Genomic DNA, 22,284 nt, shown 5'->3' on the forward strand with positions numbered 1-22,284 from the left:
TAGACGATTTAATATTTAATTAAATCGTCTAATATTATATTTCCACCAAGTTTATAATCATAACTTGACTTACTATTTATTGATTTTACGTAACTCCACGTGGCATTCCATAATTTCACCACAAATAGATAATTTTTCAATTTATTTTTTAACTCAATATTACAATAGCCAAAGTATGATTTAATTAGCTCATCTTGAAGCTTATCTTTTAGAAACCATGATATGGTTGCAAGATCAAAAAAAACATCACCCATTCCTGAAAATTCAAAATCTATTAGATAAACTAAATTACTGCAATATAAAATATTAGAAGTATTTAAATCATTATGGCACAGACCATAATGAATTTTTTTGTTCAAATCTTTTTCAAGGTCTTTTAATTTTTTCACTAATATATTTATGTCATGATTAAAAGCGAAATTTATACTTTTTAAGAAATTTATATTATCATAAATCTCTTTAAAAGGATTAAAGTAGTTATTACTTTTTTGTTTATGAAGTATATTTAGTCTATGAACTATTAAATTAACGAAATTAGTTGAATTATAAAAATTAATATCAAATTTGTTACTTTCAATATATTTACTTAATAATATTCCATTATCTTTGTTATGATAAATTATTTCTGGGGAAATATTTAAAGGTTTAATTAAATTTAATATTTCATTTTCATTGTGAAAGTTATTTTTATTATCTTTACTAGGAATTCTTAAAACATATTTTTCATCTTGTATTTTAACTAAATAATTAGAATTATTTAAACCGCCAATTCTCATTAGAGGGATTTTCTTAAATTTTTTATTCATAAATTCACCTACGTATTTATTATTATCTATTATATCAGATATAATAGATAATAATAAAATAAATTAATACTTAAATAAAATAGGAGATATACATGAAAAAATATAATTTTAAGGCTGAAATAAAAAAACATAAAGATAAAGATGCTACATATATAGAAGTGCCGTTAGATGTTGAAAAGGAGTTTGGTTCAAAAAGAGTAAAGGTAAGAGTGAAGTTTGATAATATAGATTATAGGGGGTCCATAGTAAAAATGGGCTTACCATGTTATATGATAGGTATAACAAAAGAGATAAGAAATAAAATTGGAAAAAGCTATGGTGATATTATAAGTGTAGAGATAGAAAAAGATGAAGATGAGAGAATAGTAGAACTTCCAAAAGAATTTAAAGAAAAGCTTATAAAAAATAATGATGCATATAAATTTTACGAGAGTTTATCTTACTCTCAAAAAAGAAAGTATTTTCAGTGGATAACTTCAGCTAAAAAAGAGGAAACAAAAATAAAAAGGCAGGAAGAAGCTATAGAAAAACTAGAATTAAATATAAAGATTTAATAACTTAGGAAACTATAGATAGAATAAAAGAGTGAAAATTTTAACTAATTACTGTATAATCTTCTTATAATAATGGAGGAATATAGAGAATGGATTTATCAAAGTTTATAGAAAATAAAGGCCTTACAGAGATAGAAATAAAAGTATTAAATTATATAGTGGATAATATAGATGAAGTAAATAAACTGGGAGTAAGAGGTATAGCTAAAAATAATTTTACTTCTACATCAACAATTATGAGGCTTTCCAAAAAGTTGGGCTATTCTGGATTTTTAGAAATGCAGTATAATTTAGCTACTTTAAAGAGAAATGAATTAGGAGATACTTTAAATGAACGAGGATTTGTAGATAGTTTAAATATGGATAGTCTTTTAAAAGAAAATAGTAAAGAGAGTATTGATAGGTTTATTGATATATTATTTAAAGATGATCATAAGTTTATATTTATATATGCTAATGGTTTTTCTGGAATAGTTGCAGAATATATTAATAAAAAGCTTTTGGTAATGGGGAAAAGATGTATTTTATCTAATGGAACAGATTCTATAGGTGTCTTTGAAAATAATTTAGATTATATAAGTTCAATTATAGTAATTTCAAAATCTGGAGAAACTCCTATGGTTTTAAATAAAGTAAAAACAGCAAAGGAATATGGAATAGAAGTAGTATCTTTTACAAACGAAAGAGAAAATAGTATAAGTAGGCTTGCTGATATAAGCTTTAAAATTGATGATACAAATAAGTTAGACGATAGAAATTTAATGCCTAATACTTTCTTTCCAAAAGTATTAGTTTTAGTTGAGCTATTAATATATGAATATTATAGGCAAAAAAACAATTAATCTAAGTAACGTGTTATCTAATTGGGTAACACGTTTTTTTGAAGACAAAATCTATATACAGAAATATAAAGGCTAATTATAATGAAAATGTAAATGATTTCTGGGAAACGATGGAGGAGATAATAATGAAGGAAAAGATAATGACAAAGTTGCAAGACTTTTCTAAAGGAATGTTTGTACCAGTTTTAATATTGCCAATAGCAGGTATAATAATAGCTATTGGTAATATATTAACAAATGCAAGGTTAGCAGAGTACTTACCATTTCTTAAAAATGATTTAGTATATGGACTTGGAAAGATGCTATCAGGATCATTAGTTTCAATATTAACTAATTTAGGCATTATATTTTGTGTAGGTTTATCAGTTGGTCTTGCAAAGAAGAAAAAGGCAGAAGCAGGTTTTACTTCACTTTTAGTATTTTTAGTATTTATAAATGCAATGAATATATTTTTAACTTTAACGGAAAAGTTAGCACCAGCAGATGCTTTAAGGGGAAGTGGACAGACAACAGTTTTAGGGGTTCAAATCCTTGATATGGGGGTATTTTTAGGTATTATATTAGGTATTGTTGTTGCGTATATTCATAATAAATTTTGTGAGAAAGAATTTGACGGAGCTTTCCAAATATATGGTGGTTCTAGATTAGTATTTATAATACTAATACCTGTTACTGTTGGGTTAGCAATATTATTTAGCTACGTATGGCCACCAGTACAAAGCGTAATTAATAGTCTTGGGGAGTTTATACAAGGCTCGGGAAATTTTGGTATATTCACATATGGAGCATTAGAAAGATTACTAATTCCAACAGGATTGCATCACTTAGTTTATACACCATTTTTATATAGTTCTTTAGGTGGGGTTGCAGAGATTGGGGGACAAGTTTTTGAAGGAGCTAGAAACATATACTTTGCAGAAATGGCAGATCCAACAATAGCTAAACTTTCAGCATCAGTAATTTGGGATGCTAGAGGACTTTCTAAAATGTTTGGTTTAATAGGTGCATGTTTAGCAATGTACCATACAGCATTACCACAAAATAAAACTAAGATAAAAGCTATATTAATACCAGCAGCTGTTACATCTATATTAGCAGGTGTTACGGAACCAATTGAATTTTCATTTATGTTTGCAGCGCCAGTATTATTTGTGATACATGGTTTATTAAGTGGATTAGGTATGGTTGTATTAAATATACTAGGAGTTACTGCAATAGGTCCAAATGGGTTAATAGATTTCTTACTATATAACTTACCATTAGGAATAGAAAAGACAGGCTGGCCAATGTATATTTTAGTTGGATTAGGACAGTTCGTTGTTTATTATGTAATATTCAGATTTGTTATAACTAAATTTAAGTTAAGAACTCCAGGAAGAGAAGAAGATGGAGATACTAAACTGTATACAAAAAGCGATTACAAGGCAAAGGCAGCGTCAAAAGATATCAAAGGAAATGATGGAATGGCTCCTATAATAGTAGAAGGTTTAGGTGGAGCAGATAATATAGTAAAAGTTGATAATTGTTATACAAGATTAAGATTAATAGTAAAGGATTCATCACTAGTTAATGAAAATCTATTAAAGAATGAAACACAAGCAAATGGGGTTATTATAAAGGGTGAGAACGTTCAAGTAGTATATGGATTAAAAGTTAACGGAGTTAGAAAAAGCGTTGATGAATTTCTTGGAATAGAAGCAAATTAATAAAAATAGGAGTGATTAATTTTCACTCCTATTTTTTGTTTCTTGAATTGATTTATCAAGTCTATTAAGTCTCATTTGGATTTCTTGAAAATGTAGAGAAAGTTTTTCTTCTTGTTTTTTAAGTAGATAAGGAATATAAAATACAATATTAAATATAAATAGTCCAGCCAATATTAATATTGCAATTACTTCCAAGACATAACTACCCCCCATTTATATATTTATTTAATTATATCATAAGATTTTTTTAGATGGAAATTTAGTTAAAATAATGGACTAATATAGGATATATATGAGGAACAGGTTACAACATGAGGTAACCTGTTTCTTTGAGTTTCGAAATTGTTTACCATGGTATTTTACTGTTTTATAATGTGCTTGTAAGGAATAAAAATAACAAAAAATTCAAATATATATAAACTAATTTTTATATATGGAAATAATGAAAGGTGGAAAGTAATATGGATAATAGAAAATTTTCTGTAGTAATAGCAGGAGGAGGAAGCACATTTACGCCAGGAATAGTAATGATGCTTTTAGATAATGCACATCGTTTTCCATTACGTAAGTTAAAATTATATGATAATGATAAAGAACGACAAGAGGTAATTGGGGAAGCCCTTAAAATATTATTAAAAGAAAGCTATCCAGAAGTGGAGTTTTTATATACAACAGATCCTGAAGAAGCATTTACAGATGTTGATTTTTGTATGGCACATATAAGAGTTGGTAAGTATGAAATGCGTGAAAAGGATGAAAAAATACCATTAAAGCATGGTGTTGTAGGACAGGAAACTTGTGGTCCAGGAGGGATAGCATATGGAATGCGTTCTATAGGTGGAATGTTAGAATTGATAGAAATGATGGAAAAATATTCACCTAATTGTTGGATGTTAAATTATTCAAATCCAGCAGCAATAGTTGCAGAAGCGTGTCGTGTATTAAAGCCAAAATCAAAGGTATTAAATATTTGTGATATGCCTGTAGGAACATTACGTCGTATGTCTCAAATAGTCGGCTTAACACCAGCAGATTTAGAAGTGAATTATTTTGGATTAAATCACTTTGGCTGGTGGACAAGTGTTAGAGATAAGCAAGGAAATGATTTAATGCCAAAACTAAGAGAATATGTTGCTGAAAATGGATATTTAAATCAAATAGAAGTAGATACTCAGCATACAGAACCAAGTTGGCAAGAAACTCATAAGAAGGCAAAAGATTTAATTGCATTAGATCCAAATTTCTTACCAAACACATACTTAAAGTATTATTTATATCCAGATTATGTAGTGGAACATTCTAACAAAGATTACACTAGAGCAAATGAAGTTATGAATGGAAGAGAAAAAAACGTATTTGAAGCTGCTAGAAATATAATAAAAGCTGGTACCGCTAAAGGTGGAGAATTTCATATAGATGCTCATGCAACATTTATAGTTGATTTAGCTAGAGCAATAGCATACAACACTCATGAAAGAATGTTGTGTATAGTAGAAAATAAAGGAGCTATTGAAAATTTTGACCCAACAGCAATGGTAGAAGTTCCATGTATAGTTGGAAGCAATGGGCCTGAACCTTTAGTTCAAGGGAGTATTCCAAGATTTGAAAAAGGATTAATGGAGCAGCAAGTAGCTGTAGAAAAGTTAGTTGTTGAAGCATGGATAGAAGGAAGCTATCAAAAGTTATGGCAAGCTTTAACTTTATCAAAAACAGTTCCAAGTGCAAAAGTTGCTAAGGAAATTTTAGATGATTTAATAGAGGCAAATAGAGAGTATTGGCCAGAATTAAAATAATATTATATAAGATAGCTCGGAATATGGATTTCCATTATCCGAGCTATGCTTTAATTGAGAAGTATTGGAGATGGTAGAATGATTAGTCAGAGAGTAAGGGAAATAGCTCCAGAAATGGACCCGCTACGCAGAGGAATGGGATGGTCTGTTGAAGATTTATCTAAACCTCAAATTATAATAGAAAGTACTTTTGGGGATAGCCATCCAGGTAGTGCACATCTTTTAAAGTTTGCCAACAATGCCGTTATTGGAGTAAATGAAAAGGGTGGAAAGGCAGCTAGATATTTTGCAACAGATATATGTGATGGTATGGCACAAGGACATGATGGAATAAATTATTCATTAGCATCTAGAGATACTATTGCTTCGCTTATAGAAATACATGCTAATGCAACTCCTTTTGATGGAGGAGTTTTTATATCAAGTTGTGATAAAGCTGTTCCAGCGCATTTAATGGCTATAGGAAGAATAAATATACCAGCTATTATTGTTACTGGAGGAGTTATGGAAGCAGGTCCTAATCTTTTAACTCTAGAACAAATAGGGGCTTATAGTGCAATGCAAAGACGTGGGGAAATTAGTGAAGAGGAGTTAACATACTATAAACATAATGCATGTCCATCATGTGGAGCTTGTTCTTTTATGGGAACGGCAGCAACTATGCAAGTTATGGCTGAAGCTTTAGGTTTAATGCTTCCAGGAAGTGCATTAATGCCAGCAACTTGTAAAGAGTTAGAGGAAGTTTCAGTTGAAGCAGGAAAAAAAATAATAGAGTTAGCAAAAAATAATTTAAAAGCAAGAGATATAGTAACAAAAAAATCGTTTGAAAATGCTATAGTTATACATGCTGCCATATCGGGATCAAGCAATTCATTACTACATATTCCTGCTATAGCACATGAATTTGGAATAGAAATTGATGAGGAAACTTTTGATAGAATACATAAGGTTTCACCATATTTACTAAATATAAGACCAGCTGGAAAGTGGCCAGCTGAATATTTTTATTATGCTGGTGGTGTACCAGCTATAATGGAAGAGGTTAAAGAATTATTGCACTTAGATGTAATGACTGTAACTGGAAAGACATTAGGTGAGAATTTAAATGAATTAAAGAAAAATGGGTTTTATAGAAGATGTAATCAATACTTAGAAAAGCTTGGGATTAGAAAAGAAGAAATTATTAAATCTATTGATAAACCAATAGGGAAAAATGGTGCTATTGCTATATTGAAGGGAAATATTGCTCCAGATGGTGCTGTAGTAAAACATTCAGCTGTGCCAAAGGAAATGCACAATGCAATATTACGAGCTAGACCTTTTGATAGTGAAGAAGATGCAATAGAAGCAATACTTTCAAAAAATATAAAACCAGGAGATGCAGTTTTTATAAGATACGAAGGGCCAAAGGGAAGTGGAATGCCAGAAATGTTTTATACAACAGAAGCAATTTCTTCAGATAAAGAGTTGTCAGCAAGTATTGCGCTTATTACTGATGGAAGATTTTCTGGAGCTTCAAGAGGACCTGCAATAGGCCATGTATCTCCAGAAGCAGCAGTTGGAGGCCCTATAGCATTAGTTAATGAAAATGATTTAATAGAAATAGATATTGAAAATAGAATACTACAATTGGTAGGTGTTAATGGAATAAAATTAAGTCTTGAGGAAATTGATAAGATTCTAATTGAACGTAAAAAAATGTGGAAACCAAGAAAAAATAAATATGAATCAGGAATATTAAAGATTTTTTCAGATAGAGCTGTATCACCAATGAAGGGTGGATATATGGAATAATTAAAATAATAAGGAGGAACTAGAATGGTTAAGATGAAAGTATTAGAAGCATTATATAAATGTGGAGTAGTTGCAGTTGTTCGTGGTACAACTAAGGAAATAGGAATAAAAATAACAGAGAGTTGTATTAATGGTGGAGTTAGAGCTATAGAGATAACATATACCAATAAATTTGCTAATGAAATTATTAAAGAACTTTCAGATAGGTATATAAACTATGAAGATATAGTAATTGGAGCTGGAACAGTATTAGATGCTGAAACTGCTAGAATGGCTATATTGGCAGGAGCACAATATATAGTTTCTCCATCTTTTAATCAAGAAACAGCAAGGCTTTGTAATAGATATAATATACCATACATACCTGGAGTTATGACTATAAACGAAATAGTATCTGCTTACGAAAGTGGAGTAGATATAATTAAATTATTCCCAGGAAATGCATTTGGAAAAGGATATATATCTTCAGTTAAAGCACCACTTCCACATGTGAGTATAATGGTGACTGGAGGAGTAAATTTAGAAAATATAAGTGATTGGTCAAAAGCAGGAGCAGAAATAGTAGGTATAGGTGGAGAATTGAATAAGTTAGGAGAAGAGGGGAAATTTAACGAAATATCATTAGTTTGTAAAGAATATGTTAATAAATTTAATGAAGCAAGGAGTAAGTAGTATGAAGATTGCTGCGTTTGGAGAAGTATTACTTAGATTAGCTACTAAAAAAGGAGTTTTAATTTCAAATAGTAATGAATTTAATTTGAATTTTGGTGGCGGGGAAACTAATGTACTAGTATCTTTATCTAACTTTGGAGTTGAAACAAGGATGATAACTAAAATTTCTGAAGATAGCTTTGGTGATGGAATGTTATCATATTTAAAATCAAAATCTATCGATACTAATTATATTATAAGAGGGGAAGGTAGAACTCCAATATATTTTTTAGAAGTAGGGAGTGGAAATAGAAATTCTAAAGTAATATATGATAGAAAAAATTCAGTTTTTTCTTCAATTTGTAGTGAAGAAATAGAAATTGAAGAAGCGTTAAGAGATATTGATATATTACATTTTTCCGGGATAACATTAGCAATATCAGAAGAGGTCAGAAAGTTAACATTTAAGATACTTGAGCATTGTAAAAAAAATAATATTTTAGTCAGTTATGATTCAAATTATAGAGCAAAGATGTGGAGTTTAGAAGAAGCTAGCAATGCTACCAAAATGATTTTGCCATATGTGAATATATTATCAGCAGGAATACTTGATGCTGAAAATATATTAAATATGAGATGTGATTTAGAGGATAAATATAAAAAGTTAGAATATTATTATGATGAGATAACTAAAAAATATACCAATATAAAACATATTTATTCTTCTATTAGAGAAATTAAATCTGCATCAGTAAATACTCTTCAATCGAATTACTATAAAGAAGGAAAACTACATTCTTCAAAAATATATGAAATAGATGATATAGTAGATAGAATTGGAGGGGGAGATGCTCTAACTTCAGGAATACTATATGGAATTATAGCTAATAAGTCATCTGAATATATAAGTGAGTTTTCTGTAGTAGCATCAGTATTGAAGCATAGTATTTATGGTGATGCTAATTTAGTAAGTATAGAAGACATTGAAAATATAATGAATAATGGTGTAAGTAGGGTAGGTAGATAAATAATTAAAGGAGTAAGAAACCATAATGAAAAATATCTTTATGGTTTCTTATTATTTATTGTATAATACTATTTAGATAATTTTCTAAAAGGAGTAAAGAGATGGTTTTAAGAATTACAAAAAAAGAAGATGTAAATAGAATTATGGATATAATTAATGAAGGAAAAATATCTTTAAAAAATAGCAATGTTGATCAATGGCAAAATGGATATCCAAATGAAGATGTCATATTAAAAGATATTGATAATGGTGAAAGTTTCGTATTAGAATATAATAATGAAATTATAGGTACAACTGCACTTTCATTTAGAGGAGAAAAAACATATGATAATATTTATGAAGGTAAATGGATATCAAATGGTAAATATGCTGTTATTCATAGAATAGCTGTAGCTAAAGTAGAGGAAATTAAAAGTGTTGGCAGTGAGATTCTAAAAGAAGCAGAAAAAATATGTTTATTGAAAAATATAAAAAATATAAAAATAGATACTCATGAAGATAATAAAGCAATGCAAGGATTATTATTAAAAAACAAATATGAGCATTGTGGTGTAATTTATTTAGAAGATGGAAGCAAGAGAATAGCTTTTGAAAAAGAACTTTTATAAAATATAATATTATTATATAATAATAAATATTAATCCATAGTAAATGCTGTGGATTTTTCTTTTGAATTATGATAAAATATTGAGATATTTTGTATGTGAAATAAAATAAGATGGAATAATAAAATTAAAATAATATTAATTGAATTATTTTATTTTTAGTATATATAAATTTAAGAAAGGAAATACAGCAATGAAATTAATACTAAAATATTTAAAAAATTATAAGTTAATTCTTATCTTAAATGTAATATCTGTATTTGGTTTTGCTTTAGTAGAACTTGGAATACCTACTATTATGGCCAAGGTTATAGATACTGGAATAATTAATAATGATGTTAATTATATTAAAAGAATGGGATTAGTTATAGCCCTTATTTCTATAATAGGTGTTCTTGGAACTATATTATTAGGATATTGCTCATCTAGAATTTCAACAGGAATTACTAGGGACATGAGGAATGATATATTTAAAAAAGCTCAAGAGTTTTCTCATACAGAGTATGATAAGTTTGGAGTATCTTCAATGATAACCAGAACTACAAATGATGCTTTTGTTCTTTTACAATTTACTAATACACTTTTAAGAACAGCGTTACTTACTCCAGTAATGTTTACTGTAAGTTTAATAATGATATTAAGGACTAGTCCTTCATTATCTTTAGTATTAGCTATAGTAATTCCATTTATAATTATTGGGGTTCTTATAATTGCAAAAACTTCAGAGCCTTTATCTGAAAAATTACAAAAAAGATTAGATAAATTAAATAGAATTTCTAGAGAAAATTTAACAGGAATAAGGGTTATTAGAGCATTTGGAAATGATAAACATGAGGCAGAAAGATTCGATGAAACTAATGAGCTATATGCTGATGTATCTAAAAAATTAAACAAGCTTATGGCAGTTTCACAACCAACCTTCTTTTTCTTACTTAATATGGCTATAATAGCAATATTCTGGGTATCAAGTAAGATGATTAATGTAGGAACTCTTCAAGTTGGTCAATTAGTTGCATTTATAGAATATCTATTCCATGCAATGTTTTCTATTATGCTATTTTCATTAGTCTTTGTAATGTATCCAAAGGCACAAGTATCTGCAAATAGAATTAAAGAGATTCTAGATGAAGAACCAATAATAAAAAGTCCAGAAAATGGAGTGAAAGAAACAGAAATTAAGGGTGTTGTAGAATTTGATAATGTAACATTTACTTATCCAAATGGAGAAGCACCTGTTCTTAAAGATATCTCTTTCAAGGCTAAGAAGGGTGAAACTATTGCTTTTATAGGAAGTACTGGTAGTGGTAAAAGTACATTAATTAATTTAATACCAAGATTTTATGACGTAACAAAAGGAAGTATAAAAATTGATGGAGTAGATGTTAGAGACTATGACCTAAAAGCATTAAGAAAGAAGATAGGATTTATTCCACAAAAGACTCTTTTATTTACAGGTAGTATTGCTACTAATATTAGATTTGGTAAAAAAAATGCTGAGACTGGAGAGGTAGAATACTCAGCTAAAGTTGCACAGGCTTATGACTTTATTTCTCGTAAACCTAGAAAGTTTGATGAACCAATAAGTGAAGGTGGCTCAAATGTATCTGGTGGACAAAAACAAAGACTTTCAATTGCTAGAGCCTTAGTTAGAAAACCAGAAATATATATATTTGATGATAGTTTTTCAGCATTAGATTTTAAAACAGATGCTATATTAAGAAAGAAACTTAAATCTGAAACTAAAGAGTCAGTAGTATTAATAGTAGCTCAAAGAATTGGATCAATAATGGATGCTGATAAAATAATAGTCTTAAATGAAGGTGAAGTAGTAGGTATTGGTAAGCATAAGGAATTACTAAAGACTTGTGAAATATACCATGAAATTGCATTATCACAATTGACAGAGGAGGAGTTAGCATAATGAATAAATTTAAAGCAGTAATAAATAAAATCTCTCCTTTTGTTAAAAAATATAAATGGTCATTTTTTGGTGCAATTTTATTCATAATTTCAGCTGCTGTTTTTACAGCTATAGCACCAAGAACAGAAGGACTTATAATTACACAATTAACTAAAGATTTTGAAGCAATAGTAAAAGGAATTACAGGAGCCACTGTAAATTTTAATTATATAATAAAGGTGCTAATATTATTATTCTTTGTTTATATAGGTAGTACAGGATCCACTTTTATAGCTAGCTTTTTATTAACTAATGCAATTCAAAACACAATGAAAGATATAAGAAATGCAGTTCAAAGAAAAATAAGTAAGCTTCCTATAAGATATTTTGATAGTAACAGCTATGGAGATGTATTAAGTAGAATTACTAATGACGTAGATACTATTTCAAATGCTTTACAACAAAGTTTTGTTCAAGTTGTAAATGCAATTTTATCATTAAGTTTAGCATTAATAATGATGTATTCTATTAACTTTAAGTTAGCAATAATGGCTACATTAATCATTCCTTTAAGTATATTGATTACTAAAATAATTGTAAATAAATCTCAAAGTTTATTTAATAGTCAGCAAAAAGCTCTAGGTAAACTTAATGGTAGAGTACAAGAAATGTACACTGGGTTTAATGAAATAAAATTATATGGTAAAGAAGAAGATTCTATAAAGGACTTTATGGAAGCTAATGAAGAATTAAGGGCTACAGGATTTAAGGCTCAATTTATATCAAGTATAATGTCTCCTTTAGTAGGACTTGTGAGTTATTTAGGAATAGCTTTTGTAGGTGTTACTGGAGCTATAATTGCAATCGGTGGTGGTATTACAGTGGGTAATCTCCAAGCTTTTATTCGTTATATTTGGCAAATAAATCAACCTTTATCACAAGTAACTCAATTATCTTCTGCAATTCAATCTGCAGTAGCAGCAGCACATAGAGTATTTGAATTCTTAGATGAGGAAGAAGAAACTAAGGATTCAGAAAATCCTATTAAATTAGAAAATCCAAAAGGAAATGTTAGTTTTGAACATGTAAAATTTGGGTATAGCGATGATAAAATTTTAATAGAAGACTTAAGTGCAGAAGTTAAAAGTGGTCAAATGGTTGCAATAGTTGGACCAACTGGAGCTGGAAAAACTACATTAATTAATCTCTTAATGAGATTTTATGAAATTAAAGGTGGATCAATAAAAATAGATGGTGTAGACATAAGGGATATGAAACGTGAAGATCTACGTTCTATATTTGGTATGGTTTTACAAGATACTTGGCTATATAATGGAACTATTTATGATAATATCGAATATGGTAGATTTGGTGCAACTAAAGAAGAAATAATAGAGGCAGCGAAGATAGCCAATGTTCATCATTTCATAAAAACTCTACCTGAAGGATATAATATGTTCTTAAATGAAGAAGCATCAAATATATCTCAAGGTGAGAAACAACTTTTAACTATAGCTAGAGCAATTTTAAAGGATCCAGCTATATTAATTTTAGATGAAGCTACAAGCTCTGTAGATACTAGATTAGAATTGCTACTTCAAAAAGCCATGAGAAATATAATGAAGGGAAGAACAAGCTTTGTTATAGCTCATAGACTTTCAACTATAAAGAGTGCAGATTTAATTTTAGTTATTAATGATGGAAATATTATTGAACAAGGAACTCATGAAGAATTAATGAAGCAAGGTGGTTTTTATGAAAATCTATATAATAGCCAGTTTGCAGATAAAGAGGAAGTAAATTAAATATTTATAATTTAGTACCCCACAAAAAGGAAATGCATAGTTTATATTATACTATGTCTTTAAGGTGGGGTATTTTTGGCTAAAAAAAGAAGGCGTAAAGCAGCAGACTTATTTGGAGGAAGAAAAGCATACAGAAATAAAGAGCCTATTGTAGATAATAATGAACCTATTATTGAAGAAGTAGAAGAAGGAGCAACAACTGAAGGGCAACAAACCAGAGAAGAATTACTAAAGGAATTAGGAATTTTAAATTTAAGTATAGATACAGTAGCTGTAATACTTTTTGCTACATTTTTAAATTTTTATTATGTCAATAGCTTAAAGGCACAGGTTTTGGATGAATTATATAATACAAATTTTGAAGGTAACTTCATAGATACAACTGATTTCCCTAAAATAATTAATACTCTATTTTTATATGGAACTGGAGTTTTTTTAACTTTAAACTATACTCTTTTACAAGAAATTAAATGTGATAACATAAATGATATGAACAATAAAGAAGTATTAGTTGCTTGGAGATCCTTTTTAGCAAGTTTATTTACATTCTTAGCAGTAATAACAAGTAGAAATAATTTAGAACTTTAAAAATAGCCATAGGATGTATTCTATATGGCTATTTTTATGCATTAATAAGTTACTAATAAAGTTATATGTAATAATATAAAGATAAGGTATTTTTTATAGTTTTTTAAATTGCTTAGTAATATATCCACCCTTAAATTGAGTAGGTTCATAAGAAACTATAAAGGCATTTTTTTCAAAGGATTGAATTAAAGATATAACTTCATTTTCTCTACTTCTATGAGAAACTATTTCAAGCTTGTATCTTTTTTCTTTATTCATCCCCTCACCTTCATATGTAGTTACTCCAAATTTAAGCTCTCTTAGTTTACTTACTAACTCAGAATTATATTGTGTTAAATTTACATGAATTGATCTATATCCAATTGCAAGTTTTTCTTCGATTCTACCTCCAAGATAGATACCAATTCCATAACCTAAAATGTAAGCGCCTATATTTAAAAAATTCTTCAAGTCAGAAAATACAATTCCTAGACTAACTATGTAAATTATAGCCTCTAAAAAGGCAACCATAGATGCTTGAACTTTTTTACCTTTAACAACAAAAGTAGTTCTTAATGTTAGAAGTGGAACATAAATCAATTGTAAAATAAAAATAGCTAATGCATTTAGCAAATTGATCCCTCCTTTTTGAATAATTATAGTTGAATTAACTAGAATTTGCATATTAGGAAATCCTAATTATATACAGTAAAGAATAGAATTCAAGATAATAAGTTAGATAATACTAAAATTTAAAGAATTGCGTAAGTATTATAAAATTAATATTTTTAAAAGAATCATTAGTAAAATAACAAAGAGGCTACTAAAAGCAGCCTCCTTGTTATTAGGAATTAATCCATTCAACTACCCCTGGAGTTAATGAAGCGACATCATCTTTACAAACTTTAGTTACAAATAGTAAATCACCAGTTTCTAGAAATACTTTGATTTTTTCTGATATATCTTTAGCTGAAATATCAGTTTTAACTAAATAACTATCAGGCATAAAGTTAGCCCAAGATCCAAGAGATTTTATAGTTGAAACTATATCATAATCATCACGATGATGGTGATGATGTTCATGATCATGATTTTCACATCCACATGAATGAGAATGTTCGTTTAAATAAAATGTTATTGCATAAGTTTCCATAATTACCACCTTAAAATATGTTTTATTATTTAGAAAACTATAAATCTTATATTGTATATAATCTTCTTTTATAGTTGTTTATATAATAATATATAATTCAAATAAAAGCTAGAGAATTATTTTTAGTTAGTTTTTAAAACTATAATTATACAAATAATAAACATAATAAATATATGAAATTCTACAATTATGTTGTAGAATATAAAAAATAAATATTTAAAATAAAGGGGGAAGCTAATGAGCAAATTAGATGAAATACTAGAATTTAATAAAAAATTTGTTGAGAACAAGGGTTATGAAATATACAAAACATCTAAAGAACCAGATAAAAAAATATTAATTTTATCATGTATGGATACAAGACTTACAGATTTATTACCTAAAGCTTTAAATATAAAAAATGGCGATGTTAAAATAGTAAAAAATGCAGGAGCTGCAATTATGCATCCTTTTGGTAGTGTAATTAGGAGTATCGTCGTTGCTATATATGAATTTGATGTAGATGAAATATTTGTTATTGGACATCATAGCTGTGGGATGTGTAATTTAAGTACTGATAAATTAATAGAAAAAATAATAGGTAGAGGAATTCCTTTAGAAACAATAGAAATTCTTGAAAATGGAGGAATAGATATTAAAAATTGGCTTCATGGATTTGATTCAGTAGAAAAATCTATAGAAGATAGTGTGAATACAATAAAGAAGCATCCTTTAATACCAAAGGATATTACGGTGCATGGATTAGCAATAGATCCTGAGACTGGAAAATTAGATTTAATAATCAATGGATATAAATAAAGGATTAAAAGTGTAATTAAATATAAAAGTATAAACTTAAGGGGTTGGGTTAATCAATCCCTTAAGTTAAGTATTTATTTATAAAAGTATTAATTGTTGTCCAATAAAGATTAGGATCTACCTTTGAAGCTTTTGCATGTCCTGCATTTTTAATAGTTAATTTTTCTTTTTCACATTTAGTAGCATTATATAGAGAATCCATCATTTTATATGGAACAAAATCATCTTGATCTCCATGGATAAATAAAATAGGAGTTTTAGATTTTGCAACCTGATTTAAGGAAGAAGCTTCTCTTAGTCCATAACCAGCTTTAAATTTAGCAATAACAGAAGATGCATTCATTATAGGAAAATCATGTAATGAATACATGGCTTTTAACTTGTGAGAAAATTGATCCCAAACAGAGGTATAACCACAGTCAGCTATTATTGCTTTAACATTAGTAGGTAAGATTTCTCCAGAAACCATACTTACAGTTGCAGCTCCCATAGATACTCCATGAAGTATAATTTTAGCATTTTTATTTTCCTTGAGGATAAGGTCTATCCACATTAAAACATCTAATCTATCTATCCAGCCCATGCCAATAGAACTTCCTTCACTTTTACCATGCGCTCTTAAGTCAGGAATTAATACATTATAGCCCATATCATAAAATTTTCTAGCATAACTACTCATATCAGTTCCTTTACTTGTATATCCATGGACTGTTATAACCCATGTATTATTAGAATCGTGATTTAATATTTTATATCCATGAAGCTTTAAGTTATCAAAGGATTTAATGTGTACATTAGAATATTTAGAGTAATTTAAAAGCCAATTTAAATCCTCATTAATTAACTCTCCACTAGTAGATTCGGCGTCTTTTTTAGATCCAAATATAGATTCTTTAGAAGTACTAGGATTAAGAGCTAAATTATAAAAATAATTACCTATAATACTTAGAGCTCCAAGGGATAGAGTTCCTAAAACTCCAGTAGAAATTAATATAGCTTTTTTCTTGTTCATATAACATCACCTTAATTAATAATATATATTAAGAATAATTTTAACACTAATAAATTAAGATAACAATATTGAATGAAATTTGTAAAAACCTTGACAATTTATAATATTGTGCATATGATGTAAGTGTAGTAAGAATTAAATATTTCGGTAGGTGAGGTTACCACAAGGATAAGGGTTGCTGCCGCAAAATAGTGGAGACACTATGAGAAGGTTAGCAGTCTATGTCGAATCCAAGGCATAGACTAATGCAATTTCATCGCCTTGTGAAATTGAAGCTTGAACGAGAATAAAGTAAATTATTTACTTTATATTTTGCGCAAACTTTTTTGTTATATTTTTATAATATAATTTATAAGTTAATTCACCTTACCATTTATTTGGTAAGGTTTTTTTATTCCCAATATCCATTATTAAAAAATTTGATTTTAGGAGGTGAAGAGGAATGGAAGAGGGGAGTAGTAAGGTCATAAATCCTTTGGGAGAAAATATAAGATTATTTAAAAGGGAGGATTCCATTCCTCTCACTAGTTAAAATTAAATATTTATTATAATACTTCTTTTGGATTTATGTCTTACATCTAAAATTATTTAAAATAGGAGGTAAGACTTATGAAAAAGAAATTATTTAAAAAAGTGATTACAGGGGAAGTAAGAAATAACCAATCATCTAATAACTTAGTAGTTGTTTCAAAACTAAAGGAAAAAGAGGTTTTAAAGAAATACAATAATAGCTACTCAGGTTATGAAGAAAGTAAAGTAGAATTAATGAGGGAAGAGTATGGGAGAAATGAAATTACTCATAAAAAAGGTGATTCTATAATAAAAAGATTAATAGAAGCATTTATCAATCCCTTTACTATAATTTTATTAATATTAGCAATAATTTCGTTTATTACTGATATTATTATGGCTGAACCAGGAAATCAGGATGGAACATCAGTAATTATAGTTACATCTATGGTTTTGGTTAGCGGTGTACTAAGATTTGTTCAAGAAACAAAGTCTAATAAAGCTGCTGAAAAGTTAGGTGAAATGGTTGAGACTACTATAAGTGTTTCTAGGCTTGAGGAAGGAAATAAAGAGATTCCAATAAATGAAATAGTAGTTGGAGATATAATTCATTTAGCAGCGGGAGATATGATACCCGCTGATGTTAGAATATTAAAATCTAAGGATTTATTTATAAGTCAATCATCTTTAACTGGTGAAAGTGAACCAGTAGAAAAAATAAGTTCACCATTATTGACTGATTGTAAAAATCCATTAGAGTTAGAAAATTTAGCTTTTATGGGAAGTAATGTTATTAGTGGTTCTGCAATAGCTATTGCAATTAATGTTGGAGATAATACAATTTTTGGTGGCATAGCAAAAGATTTATCAAATAAAAAGGTAATAACTAGTTTTGAAAAAGGAATAAACTCAGTTTCTTGGGTATTAATAAGACTTATGCTAGTTATGGTTCCAGTAGTTTTATTTATGAATGGATTTACTAAGGGTGACTGGATGGAAGCATTTTTATTTGCAGTATCAGTAGCAGTAGGATTAACTCCTGAAATGTTACCAATGATAGTTTCTGCAAACCTTGCTAAGGGAGCAGTATCCATGTCAAAGAAAAAAGTAATAGTTAAGGATTTAAGTGCGATACAAAATTTTGGTGCTATGGATATTCTTTGTACAGATAAAACTGGAACCATTACTCAAGATAAAGTAGTTTTAGAGTATTCATTAAATATTCATGGAAAAGATGATAGCAGAGTATTAAGACATGCTTTTCTTAATAGCTATCATCAAACAGGGCTTAAAAACTTAATGGATATAGCAATAATAAACCATGCAAATGAAAGTGATATGATAGAACTATGGAGAGATTATAAGAAGGTTGATGAAATACCTTTTGACTTTAGCCGTCGTCGTATGAGTGTTGTAGTTGAAAGTAAAGATGGGAAAACTCAACTTATTACCAAAGGCGCTATTGAAGAAATGTTAGAAGTATCTACTCATGTAGAGTATTACGGAGAAATAAAGGTTATTACAGAAGAAATTAGAAATGAAATTTTAGAGAGAGTTTCTAAGTATAATAGTCAAGGTATGAGAATATTAGGTATATCTCAAAAAAATAATCCTCCAAGAGCTGATGAACTTTCAGCAAAGGATGAAAAAGATATGGTTTTAATGGGATTCTTAGCATTCTTAGATCCACCAAAGGAAAGTACTGCTAGTGCAATTAATATATTAAATGAGTATGGAGTAAATGTAAAAATTCTAACTGGTGATAATGATAAGGTTACTGCGGCTGTTTGTAAGCAAGTTGGAATCAAGGTCAATAATTTATTACTAGGTTCTGATATAGAAGAAATGGATGACGAGTTATTAAGAGAAGCAGTTGAAGAAACAAATGTATTTGCAAAACTATCACCTATCCAAAAGACTAAAGTTGTTTCTGCATTAAGAGCAAATGGTCATACTGTAGGATTTATGGGGGATGGAATAAATGATGCAGCTGCAATGACAGAAGCTGATGTTGGCATATCAGTAGATACAGCTGTTGATATTGCAAAGGAGTCAGCAGATATAATTTTATTAGAAAAAGATCTTATGGTATTAGAAGATGGTGTAATTGAAGGAAGAAAAATTTACGCTAATATTATTAAATATATTAAAATGACAGCAAGTTCTAATTTTGGAAATATATTTTCAGTATTAATAGCAAGTATATTTCTACCATTTATACCAATGCTACCAATACAATTATTAATGCTAAATTTAATTTACGATATTTCTTGTATAACTATTCCATGGGATAATGTTGATGAAGAATATCTTAAAGAGCCACGTAAATGGGATGCAAGTTCTATAAGTAAATTCATGCTTTGGATGGGACCTACAAGCTCAGTATTTGATGTTATAACATTTATATTAATGTATTTCTTTATTTGTCCATTTGTATTTGGAGGACAGTTTCATAGCTTAAATGAAATACAACAAATAGGCTTTATAGGACTATTCCATGCAGGATGGTTTGTTGAATCTCTATGGTCTCAAACTCTTGTGATTCATATGATTAGAACACCGGAAATCCCATTTATTAAAAGTAGAGCATCTTGGCAATTAACTTCTTTAACTACTTTAGGAATAATAGTTGGAACAGTTATACCATATACTGCCTTAGGAAAAACATTACAAATGGTAGCAATGCCTTTAGTTTATTTTATATGCTTAGTTACAATTATTATTTTATATATGTCTTTAGTAACGATTTTAAAAAAGAGATTTATAAATAGATATGGAGAATTATTATAGGATTTAAGAAAAGTTTTAGCTTAATTAGCTAGAACTTTTCTTTTTTAGAATAAATAATTATAATATTGATTATTTTATTTAGATATGTTATTATACTTTTGAAATAAACTTTCAAAAGTATAATGGGTATAGGAGAAATATTATGAGAAGATATAAATGTATAATATTTGATATTGATGGAACAATTTTAAATACTGAAAGAATGAATCTTATTCCTTTGCAAAGATTAGTTAGAGAAGAATTAGGATTTGAAATAGCATATAATGATTTGCTAAAATATAAAGCCTATGCAGGAAAAAGAACTATAGAAGAATTAGGATTTAAGGATATAGAAAAAGCTTATAATAAATGGGTTGAGTATGTAAATAGCTTTGAAGAGGGAGCTACCTTATATGAAGATATTTATGAAGTTATAAAGACTTTAAGTTCAAAAGGAATTATATGTGCTGTAGCAAGCTCAAAGATGAGAAAACAGTATGAAATAGATTTCAACCCTACTGGATTAAATAAATATATTAAATGTAAGGTTTTAGCAGAAGATACAGAAAGGCATAAACCATATCCAGATCCATTATTAAAAGTAACTGAAATACTAGATATTCCTCCAAAGGAATGTATTTATATTGGAGATACAATATTTGACTTTAAGGCAACTAAAGCTGCAGGGATGGATTTTGGACTTGCAATATGGGGAGCTGATAGTTTAGAAGGTATAGATGCAGATTTTAATTTTAATGAGCCTAAAGATATTTTAAAGGAGATAGATCTTTAATCATGAGGCAAATTACAGGAAAGCCAACGGAACTTAAGAATGTTAATACATCTCTAATTATGAAATCAATAAGAACTAGAGGTAGTGCAACTAGAGGAGAAATTTCTAATGATACAGGTTTAAGTCATACAACGGTAAGAGCAATTCTTACTGATTTATTAGATATGAATGAAATATTATCTGTAGGGCTAGATATATCTAGTGGAGGGAGAAGGGCTGAAAGATATGAAGTTAACCCTAACAAAAGATATTTAATAGCTATTTCAATAGAAGAAAATAAAATAATTTATAGAGTTGTAAACACTTTAGGAGAAGTAATAGAAGAAGATAATATAATTATAAATTCATTAAATAATATTTCTGTAATTATAAAAGCTATCGATAATTTATATAAAGTTCATCATAATATAGAAGGCATTGGAATTAGTGTTCCTGGAGTTATTACAGAAGATGGATACTTAACAGGAATTAGAATGGAAGAATGGAAAGAAATTAAAATAAAAAAACTAATTAAAGAAAAATTTAATATTCCAATAGTAATAGAAAATGATATAAACTCTGCTGCAATAGCATTTTATAATGATTATATAGAAAAAAATAATTGTGGACCTATAAGTTTAGTATATATAAGCTTTTCTTCATTAGGAGTAGGTTCTGGAATAATAGTAAATGGAAATGTTATAAAGGGTGACAATGGATATGCAGGAGAAATTGGATTTATACCAGTTGAGGACACTTATCTAAATGTAAAAATACTTAATAGTTTAAAAGAATATGAGTATTGTAGCACAATTATAAATACTATTAAAACAATTTCAGCTGTTATTAATCCGAGTGTTGTGGTTTTAGGCGGGAGTAGTTTTAGATATAATTTAAGAGATGAAATTATAAATAGATATAATAGAGAATTTAAAATAAAGACAAAGATATTAGTAAAAGAAAATGAAGGTAATTATTCTTTAGAAGGCATAAAGGAAAAAGCTTTATGCTTAATAAATAAAGAGGTTAAGCTGATTAAAAATTAAATATTAGGTTATTATTAGTACAGAGGGCGTAATAGTTATTTCTAGCGTTACCAAAGTACTTTTTAATAAATTTAAGCTATGACAATTAATTAAGTCATAGCTTTTTTATTTTCAAATTTTGATTGTAGTCACATTTTTATATTTTAAATATGTATATAATTTGATCATAGACAA

Annotated in this window: 20 protein-coding genes and 1 riboswitch; of the genes, 15 read left to right on the plus strand and 5 right to left on the minus strand. The window is 28.3% G+C overall.

Annotated elements, in window-relative coordinates; genetic code table 11:
* Positions 1–8: 8 nt before the first annotated feature.
* Complete coding sequence (locus tag BN6774_RS07040) at positions 9–806, minus strand: choline/ethanolamine kinase family protein (RefSeq protein ID WP_066891784.1); 798 nt, start codon at positions 804–806, stop codon at positions 9–11.
* Positions 807–898: 92 nt separating this feature from the next.
* Here BN6774_RS07040 and BN6774_RS07045 point away from each other — a divergent pair, with 92 nt between their 5' ends.
* The 3 genes from BN6774_RS07045 to BN6774_RS07055 all read left to right on the plus strand — a co-directional run bounded on the left by BN6774_RS07045 (position 899) and on the right by BN6774_RS07055 (position 3,908).
* Entirely contained in the window at positions 899–1,360 is a 462-nt protein-coding gene (locus BN6774_RS07045; RefSeq protein ID WP_066891787.1) for a YdeI/OmpD-associated family protein, read from the plus strand.
* Between the two features lie 89 nt (positions 1,361–1,449).
* Entirely contained in the window at positions 1,450–2,202 is a 753-nt protein-coding gene (locus BN6774_RS07050; protein WP_066891790.1) for a MurR/RpiR family transcriptional regulator, read from the plus strand.
* A 125-nt stretch (positions 2,203–2,327) separates the two neighbouring features.
* Entirely contained in the window at positions 2,328–3,908 is a 1,581-nt protein-coding gene (locus BN6774_RS07055) for a PTS transporter subunit EIIC (protein WP_066891793.1), read from the plus strand.
* Between the two features lie 15 nt (positions 3,909–3,923).
* On the opposite strand, the gene BN6774_RS07060 is transcribed toward BN6774_RS07055, so the two are convergent.
* Positions 3,924–4,103 (minus strand): hypothetical protein, encoded by a 180-nt coding sequence (locus tag BN6774_RS07060; protein ID WP_235829591.1) that lies wholly within the window; start codon positions 4,101–4,103, stop codon positions 3,924–3,926.
* Between the two features lie 266 nt (positions 4,104–4,369).
* Between BN6774_RS07060 and BN6774_RS07065 the strand changes: the two genes are divergently transcribed.
* From BN6774_RS07065 to BN6774_RS07100, 8 genes are all read left to right on the plus strand, one after another.
* A complete protein-coding gene (locus BN6774_RS07065; protein ID WP_066891799.1) occupies positions 4,370–5,701 on the plus strand; it encodes a 6-phospho-alpha-glucosidase in 1,332 nt (443 codons plus the stop codon).
* Between the two features lie 78 nt (positions 5,702–5,779).
* The gene (gene ilvD / locus BN6774_RS07070) at positions 5,780–7,495 is read left to right on the plus strand and encodes a dihydroxy-acid dehydratase (protein WP_066891802.1); all 1,716 of its coding nucleotides are present in this window, start codon (positions 5,780–5,782) and stop codon (positions 7,493–7,495) included.
* A gap of 24 nt (positions 7,496–7,519) precedes the next feature.
* Positions 7,520–8,167 carry a bifunctional 4-hydroxy-2-oxoglutarate aldolase/2-dehydro-3-deoxy-phosphogluconate aldolase gene (locus BN6774_RS07075; protein WP_066891805.1) on the plus strand — a complete coding sequence of 216 codons (648 nt, stop codon included), beginning with the start codon at positions 7,520–7,522 and terminating at the stop codon, positions 8,165–8,167.
* Position 8,168: 1 nt separating this feature from the next.
* A complete protein-coding gene (locus tag BN6774_RS07080) occupies positions 8,169–9,173 on the plus strand; it encodes a sugar kinase (RefSeq protein ID WP_066896507.1) in 1,005 nt (334 codons plus the stop codon).
* Positions 9,174–9,274: 101 nt separating this feature from the next.
* Positions 9,275–9,781 (plus strand): GNAT family N-acetyltransferase, encoded by a 507-nt coding sequence (locus tag BN6774_RS07085; protein ID WP_066891808.1) that lies wholly within the window; start codon positions 9,275–9,277, stop codon positions 9,779–9,781.
* Positions 9,782–9,971: 190 nt separating this feature from the next.
* Positions 9,972–11,699, plus strand: coding sequence for an ABC transporter ATP-binding protein (locus BN6774_RS07090; protein ID WP_066891811.1), 1,728 nt, complete (start codon positions 9,972–9,974; stop codon positions 11,697–11,699).
* Positions 11,699–13,483 carry an ABC transporter ATP-binding protein gene (locus BN6774_RS07095; protein WP_066891814.1) on the plus strand — a complete coding sequence of 595 codons (1,785 nt, stop codon included), beginning with the start codon at positions 11,699–11,701 and terminating at the stop codon, positions 13,481–13,483. Before BN6774_RS07090 ends, BN6774_RS07095 begins: the two co-directional genes overlap by 1 nt.
* A gap of 75 nt (positions 13,484–13,558) precedes the next feature.
* Positions 13,559–14,071: a hypothetical protein gene (locus tag BN6774_RS07100; RefSeq protein ID WP_066891817.1), complete on the plus strand. Its 513-nt coding sequence runs from the start codon at positions 13,559–13,561 to the stop codon at positions 14,069–14,071.
* Between the two features lie 93 nt (positions 14,072–14,164).
* Here BN6774_RS07100 and BN6774_RS07105 read toward each other — a convergent pair whose 3' ends face one another.
* Positions 14,165–14,683 (minus strand): DUF5698 domain-containing protein, encoded by a 519-nt coding sequence (locus BN6774_RS07105; RefSeq protein ID WP_066891820.1) that lies wholly within the window; start codon positions 14,681–14,683, stop codon positions 14,165–14,167.
* A gap of 211 nt (positions 14,684–14,894) precedes the next feature.
* The gene (locus BN6774_RS07110; protein WP_066891823.1) at positions 14,895–15,203 is read right to left on the minus strand and encodes a hypothetical protein; all 309 of its coding nucleotides are present in this window, start codon (positions 15,201–15,203) and stop codon (positions 14,895–14,897) included.
* A 237-nt stretch (positions 15,204–15,440) separates the two neighbouring features.
* On the opposite strand from BN6774_RS07110, the gene BN6774_RS07115 reads away from it, so the two are divergent.
* A complete protein-coding gene (locus BN6774_RS07115) occupies positions 15,441–16,001 on the plus strand; it encodes a beta-class carbonic anhydrase (RefSeq protein WP_066891826.1) in 561 nt (186 codons plus the stop codon).
* Between the two features lie 61 nt (positions 16,002–16,062).
* Here BN6774_RS07115 and BN6774_RS07120 read toward each other — a convergent pair whose 3' ends face one another.
* On the minus strand, positions 16,063–17,013 hold the full coding sequence (locus BN6774_RS07120) for an alpha/beta hydrolase (RefSeq protein ID WP_066891830.1): 951 nt from the start codon (positions 17,011–17,013) through the stop codon (positions 16,063–16,065).
* Between the two features lie 136 nt (positions 17,014–17,149).
* A riboswitch (M-box (ykoK) riboswitch) is annotated at positions 17,150–17,307 on the plus strand.
* Between the two features lie 315 nt (positions 17,308–17,622).
* Here BN6774_RS07120 and mgtA point away from each other — a divergent pair.
* The 3 genes from mgtA (at position 17,623) to BN6774_RS07135 (ending at position 22,110) form a co-directional block, all read left to right on the plus strand.
* Entirely contained in the window at positions 17,623–20,313 is a 2,691-nt protein-coding gene (gene mgtA / locus BN6774_RS07125; protein WP_066891833.1) for a magnesium-translocating P-type ATPase, read from the plus strand.
* Between the two features lie 142 nt (positions 20,314–20,455).
* Positions 20,456–21,085 (plus strand): HAD family hydrolase, encoded by a 630-nt coding sequence (locus tag BN6774_RS07130; protein ID WP_066891836.1) that lies wholly within the window; start codon positions 20,456–20,458, stop codon positions 21,083–21,085.
* Between the two features lie 2 nt (positions 21,086–21,087).
* Positions 21,088–22,110, plus strand: coding sequence for an ROK family protein (locus BN6774_RS07135; protein WP_066891839.1), 1,023 nt, complete (start codon positions 21,088–21,090; stop codon positions 22,108–22,110).
* The last annotated feature ends 174 nt before the right edge of the window (positions 22,111–22,284 follow it).

The sequence above is a fragment of the Clostridium nigeriense genome, assembly GCF_900086595.1.
Lineage (GTDB): Bacteria > Bacillota > Clostridia > Clostridiales > Clostridiaceae > Clostridium > Clostridium nigeriense.

Bases quoted from the DNA above. Each gene is read 5' to 3' on its own strand.
- BN6774_RS07090 (WP_066891811.1), top strand. From the start codon at position 9,972: ATGAAATTAATACTAAAATATTTAAAAAATTATAAGTTAATTCTTATC.
- BN6774_RS07085 (WP_066891808.1), top strand. From the start codon at position 9,275: ATGGTTTTAAGAATTACAAAAAAAGAAGATGTAAATAGAATTATGGAT.
- BN6774_RS07095 (WP_066891814.1), top strand. From the start codon at position 11,699: ATGAATAAATTTAAAGCAGTAATAAATAAAATCTCTCCTTTTGTTAAA.
- BN6774_RS07050 (WP_066891790.1), top strand. From the start codon at position 1,450: ATGGATTTATCAAAGTTTATAGAAAATAAAGGCCTTACAGAGATAGAA.
- mgtA (WP_066891833.1), top strand. From the start codon at position 17,623: ATGAAAAAGAAATTATTTAAAAAAGTGATTACAGGGGAAGTAAGAAAT.
- BN6774_RS07065 (WP_066891799.1), top strand. From the start codon at position 4,370: ATGGATAATAGAAAATTTTCTGTAGTAATAGCAGGAGGAGGAAGCACA.
- BN6774_RS07115 (WP_066891826.1), top strand. From the start codon at position 15,441: ATGAGCAAATTAGATGAAATACTAGAATTTAATAAAAAATTTGTTGAG.
- BN6774_RS07110 (WP_066891823.1), bottom strand. From the start codon at position 15,203: ATGGAAACTTATGCAATAACATTTTATTTAAACGAACATTCTCATTCA.
- BN6774_RS07055 (WP_066891793.1), top strand. From the start codon at position 2,328: ATGAAGGAAAAGATAATGACAAAGTTGCAAGACTTTTCTAAAGGAATG.
- BN6774_RS07075 (WP_066891805.1), top strand. From the start codon at position 7,520: ATGGTTAAGATGAAAGTATTAGAAGCATTATATAAATGTGGAGTAGTT.
- BN6774_RS07080 (WP_066896507.1), top strand. From the start codon at position 8,169: ATGAAGATTGCTGCGTTTGGAGAAGTATTACTTAGATTAGCTACTAAA.
- BN6774_RS07120 (WP_066891830.1), bottom strand. From the start codon at position 17,013: ATGAACAAGAAAAAAGCTATATTAATTTCTACTGGAGTTTTAGGAACT.
- ilvD (WP_066891802.1), top strand. From the start codon at position 5,780: ATGATTAGTCAGAGAGTAAGGGAAATAGCTCCAGAAATGGACCCGCTA.
- BN6774_RS07135 (WP_066891839.1), top strand. From the start codon at position 21,088: ATGAGGCAAATTACAGGAAAGCCAACGGAACTTAAGAATGTTAATACA.
- BN6774_RS07045 (WP_066891787.1), top strand. From the start codon at position 899: ATGAAAAAATATAATTTTAAGGCTGAAATAAAAAAACATAAAGATAAA.
- BN6774_RS07130 (WP_066891836.1), top strand. From the start codon at position 20,456: ATGAGAAGATATAAATGTATAATATTTGATATTGATGGAACAATTTTA.
- BN6774_RS07040 (WP_066891784.1), bottom strand. From the start codon at position 806: ATGAATAAAAAATTTAAGAAAATCCCTCTAATGAGAATTGGCGGTTTA.